Origin of the sequence: Eubacterium ramulus (assembly GCF_003122485.1) — a bacterium.
Lineage (GTDB): Bacteria > Bacillota > Clostridia > Lachnospirales > Lachnospiraceae > Eubacterium_I > Eubacterium_I ramulus_A.
Genome location: NZ_JRFU01000125.1, coordinates 1 through 4,785 on the forward strand (window position 1 = coordinate 1; position 4,785 = coordinate 4,785).

Sequence of the window (4,785 nt, forward strand, 5' to 3'; positions counted from 1 at the left end):
CATGACGCGCACCTCGCAACAAGAATGCCGGAGCATTCTTGAATTTTTATAGGTTTACTCCGGCTATTCTTTACACCGAAACGTAACTTTCACCCGGAACAGATCATCCTCCAGACTGATCTCAAATTTGCCTCCCATCAGTTCGGTCAGCATTTTTGAAATAGACAGTCCCAGACCGCTTCCTTCGGTGCTGCGGGATTCATCCCCCCGTACAAACCGTTCTGCCAGTGCATCCGCATCCACATTCAACAGTTTTTCCGATATGTTTTTCATAGTAAAAGATGCTTCGTAACCATCCTTTGCCACTTCCACATACACGCGGGTATCCGGCATCGCATATTTTGACGTATTGTTATACAGGTTTCCGATCACACGCCACAGCTGCCGTCCGTCTGCATAGATCATCACCGCTTCCTTCGGGAACTTACTGATCACGTTTAAGCCTTTCTGCTCCAGTTTCTCGTTAAATTCACCACCGGTCTGACGCACCAGTTCCACCAGATCGATGTCATCCATCTGTAAGATCACATTACCGGAGGAAATACGTGATACATCCACCAGATCTTCCATCAGCTGTTTTAACCGCATCGCTTTGGATTCCAGCACTTCAATATACGATTCTGCATTCGGGTTATCGATTTTTTCCCGGCGCAGCAGACCAATATAATTGATGATGGAAGTCAGCGGTGTCTTGATATCATGGGAAATATTTGTGATCATATTTGCTTTCATGCGCTCATCCCGCACACTCTCACCAATAGCATTTGCCAGACCTTCGCTGATATGGTTAATGCCCTCTGCCAGCTGATATTCGTCTCCCTGATACTCTTCCAGATTCAGTTTATAATCAAATTTTCCCTGCGTGATCTGATCAATTCCTTCCAATATTTTCCGCCGCTGAATGACACGCTGTGAAAAATAGATCAGCGTAAACAGCAGGAATATGATCAGCAAAATATATGCCCAGATAAATCCACAGTGAAATGCCAGATATGCGACTACAACATTTGCCAGTACAATTCCCCAGATGACCAGAGTCATTCTGTTCCCAAGATAACGGTTATGCAGGGTATCCTTCAGGTTGACGATCAACCAGTGCAGATAACTGTTTTCAAAAAACGTATCCGCTTTGACACGGCGCACCAGACTTAAGTACATTCCCATAAATGCACAGTCGCCCAGTACCGTAAACGTACCAACGATTACCATGCGCCCCATGACACCGTAATCCTGATGATGTACCCGCATGCCAAGTGCCGCCAATGCCACACTGAATACAAATAGCAGGGCAATCGGGATTTCCGTCCGCAGCTTATCAAAATTTGCCAGATGAATTTCCTTATCCTCACTTCGTTTTGCAGCTGCCACGGTCATATAACACAGTCCCACTAACCAGACGATAAGACCAACTGCTGCCAGTACAAGGCTCCGCTGCGCCCATGGGAATAATTTGTCAAATTCCCGTTTTGCCACCGCAAGATCATCTTCCTGTGGAAAGTTCACATCCACGGCAACGATCAGCGTATAATCGCCTTTTTGCAGCTCATTATACTGCGCCATATTCTGATAATAATTGTTTTCAATTCCACCGATATTCGTCTCAAAACGGAAGGTTTTGTTGTTATAGCTCAGATACCGACCATAATTGACTGCTTTCTCATAAGCATCCTCCTGTTTTTCAACATCATGCATATTGGTCACATATGTGCCATCTTTCAGATCTCCAAGCCAGTAATACACATTGGTATTATTCTGATCGTATTTGTTGTTGTAGATTTTGTAATCTGAGATCCGCTCCTGAGAAGCATTCACTGTTTCAGGACGATTTTCATCATAAACGCCATCTGTCTCAAACTGCTCCTTCAGGTTCAGATAATCCAACAGTTGCAGCATCTGTTTTGAAAAGGTACGCTCAAAATATCCGGATTCCACAAAAGAGGAATTTTGCAGATCTCCCATATTCAGCATATTCTGATTGACACAGGTGCTGAACAGCACAATGCTGACCGAAGCCAGCACCGCCGCGATCATCTGCAGACCGATCACAATCGCCTTTGCCAGAGATGAATAACGCTTTCTGTTCTGTTCCATCGACTACCTCGGTTCTATTTTCTCAATCTTGTATCCAACACCCCAAACTACTTTCAGGTACTGAGGATCTTTTGGATTAATCTCAATTTTTTCTCTGATATGACGGATATGTACCGCTACGGTATTGTCTGCGCCGATGGCTTCCTCATTCCAGATGCTCTCATAAATCTGGTTGATGGAAAATACTTTGCCCTGATTTTTCACTAGGAGCAGTAAAATATTGTATTCGATCGGTGTCAGACGCACGTTCTGCCCGTCCACAGTTACTTCCTTCAGATCATCGTTGATGGCAAGTCCGCCCGTCTGAAATACTTTGCTGGATTCGGTTGCATTTCCAAGCTTTGTATAACGGCGCATCTGGGAATTTACCCGCGCCACCAGCTCCAGAGGATTAAACGGTTTCGACACATAATCGTCCGCTCCTACATTCAAGCCCAGAATCTTATCCGAATCTGCGGTCTTTGCAGACAGAACAATGATCGGCATGTTACTTTCTTCACGAATTTTTAAAATTGCACGGATTCCATCTAAACGCGGCATCATCACATCGATGATCACCAGCTGAATATCTTCTTTTTTCAGCACTTCCAGCGCCTGCACGCCATCATATGCCTTAAAAACCTGATACCCTTCCTGCTGCAGATAAATTTCAATGGAATCAACGATGGAAGTGTCATCATCGCATACTAAAATATTGTTCAAGGGAATCCCTCCTATTCTTCTTTACCGAAAATCAGATCTTTTAAAATGGAACTTGCATCCCGTTTTTCTTTTTTCCGATGTGGATGCTGCTCCTGTTCCTGTGCAAACTCGTCCTCCAGTACCGCACGGCGTATAGACGCTTCATCCGGAAATTCCGGATTCGGATGTTCCTGAGTTTCTGTTTCCGGCTCTGCCTGCTGTGCCTCCTGACTGGCTTTCCACTTAAAATAAGCCGCATCGGTATTGATCTTGATATCCGGTTTTTCTGCCGGTGCCCCATCCGATAAGATATCCTCCGGTCTCTTTGTTCCGGAGTTTTCAAAGTACTGCTCGTTTACTTTAATGTCAGGTTCGGATGGCGGAATATACATCATATTTCGGGCATACTGTACACCAGCCTCTTTTTCTGCCTCCAGATCGCGGTTTTTCCGTGCCCGCTGACGATTGATATCATCAATAATAGACAGGTATTTCTTCGTATCTGCCAGGTCTGCAAGCTGTCCCTGCAATTCATTTTCATGGGACTGCAGCTTGTCCTTCTGCTCCCGCAGATCTTTTTTAAACTGCATAAACAGATCATTCATGGAATCGTTGGTCTGATCCATCAGATCACGGATAGCTCCGATCATATCCGCAGTGTAAATAACAGATGCTGCGTACACATCCTCCGCATTGGCATTTGCCGCCTCAATGATCTCATCGCCCTTTTTGCGGAATGCCCGCTCCGCGTTGTTCCGGCTCTGACGTGTCTGCTCGTACTGATCCATCATATCGTAAATCCCCTGATTCAGACGATCCAGCAATCCCAGAAATTTCTTTCGGTCGATAATTACTTTATCCGGATGTCCGTCCATCATCTCACTTTTGGAAAAAGTGACATGAATCTCCTTTAACACCCGCTCTACTTTATCCTGTGGACTCATGCTTTCCTTTGTTTCTCCTTCTTCTTTTTCCTTTCCCAAATCGCATTTTTCTCAATCTGGCATGTAGCTGTTCAACATCCAGTTAAAACGCTCTGTTCTTCAGATCACAATGCTCTTTTTATACTTCGATCAATTCATACTGATCCGTACCAAGTCCTATTTTTACCGCATGCTCAATGCAGCTTCTCCAGTTGGTATCCGGATGTGTGAAATAGAAATGATCATGTCCATGCTCACAGTCGCAGTCACCATGCTCATGCTTATGCTGCTCCATATTCTCTGCCAGCACACTGTTTGAAAGTACCGGCTGCTGATTGCACAGATCTGCACACGCCATATCAAGAGCGACCGGATCAAAGGATGCCAGCATACCGACGTTTGGAATGATCGGACGGTCATTTTCCGCATGGCAGTCGCAGTTCGGTGACACATCGCAGATCAGTGAAATGTGGAAACACGGACGGTCTTTGCAGATTGCCAGTGTATACTCTGCCATTTTGCAGTTTAAGATATCGTTGGACTCAGAAAATTCCGGTGTGACTGCATCTTTCGGACAGACACCGACGCATCTTCCACATCCGACACATTTTTCATGATTGATCTCTGCCTTGCGTTCATCAATGGTGATCGCACTATGGGCACAGACTCTTGTACACATACCACAACCTACACAGAGTCTGCGGCGTACATATGGTTTTCCGGCGCTGTGCTGATCCATTTTACCTGCACGGGAACCGCCGCCCATACCGATATTTTTGATAGCACCGCCAAAACCGGTTGCCTCATGACCTTTGAAATGAGTCAGGGAGATCAGAATATCTGCATCCATCAGCGCACGTCCTACTTTTGCTTCTTTGATATATTCGCCGTCCACTGGAACTAATGCCTCATCGGTACCTTTCAGTCCGTCTGCGATGATCACTGGACATCCGGTTGCATATGGGGTAAATCCATTCATGTAAGCCGTCTCCAGATGATCTACTGCATTTTTACGGCTTCCTACATATAAAGTATTGCAGTCTGTCAGGAATGGTTTTCCACCCTGCTCTTTTACGATATCTGCAATGAC

General features: G+C 45.4%; 4 protein-coding genes. All 4 read right to left on the bottom strand.

All coding sequences use genetic code 11. The annotated features are described in order from the left end of the window. Positions 1–63: 63 nt before the first annotated feature. Positions 64–2,091 carry a sensor histidine kinase gene (locus LG34_RS11285; protein ID WP_109216142.1) on the bottom strand — a complete coding sequence of 676 codons (2,028 nt, stop codon included), beginning with the start codon at positions 2,089–2,091 and terminating at the stop codon, positions 64–66. A gap of 3 nt (positions 2,092–2,094) precedes the next feature. Then, positions 2,095–2,793 carry a response regulator transcription factor gene (locus LG34_RS11290; protein ID WP_109216143.1) on the bottom strand — a complete coding sequence of 233 codons (699 nt, stop codon included), beginning with the start codon at positions 2,791–2,793 and terminating at the stop codon, positions 2,095–2,097. An 11-nt stretch (positions 2,794–2,804) separates the two neighbouring features. Then, positions 2,805–3,755 carry a hypothetical protein gene (locus LG34_RS11295; RefSeq protein ID WP_109216144.1) on the bottom strand — a complete coding sequence of 317 codons (951 nt, stop codon included), beginning with the start codon at positions 3,753–3,755 and terminating at the stop codon, positions 2,805–2,807. A 79-nt stretch (positions 3,756–3,834) separates the two neighbouring features. Then, the coding region (locus LG34_RS11300; protein ID WP_109216145.1) for a DUF362 domain-containing protein at positions 3,835–4,785 on the bottom strand (951 nt) is incomplete at its 5' end.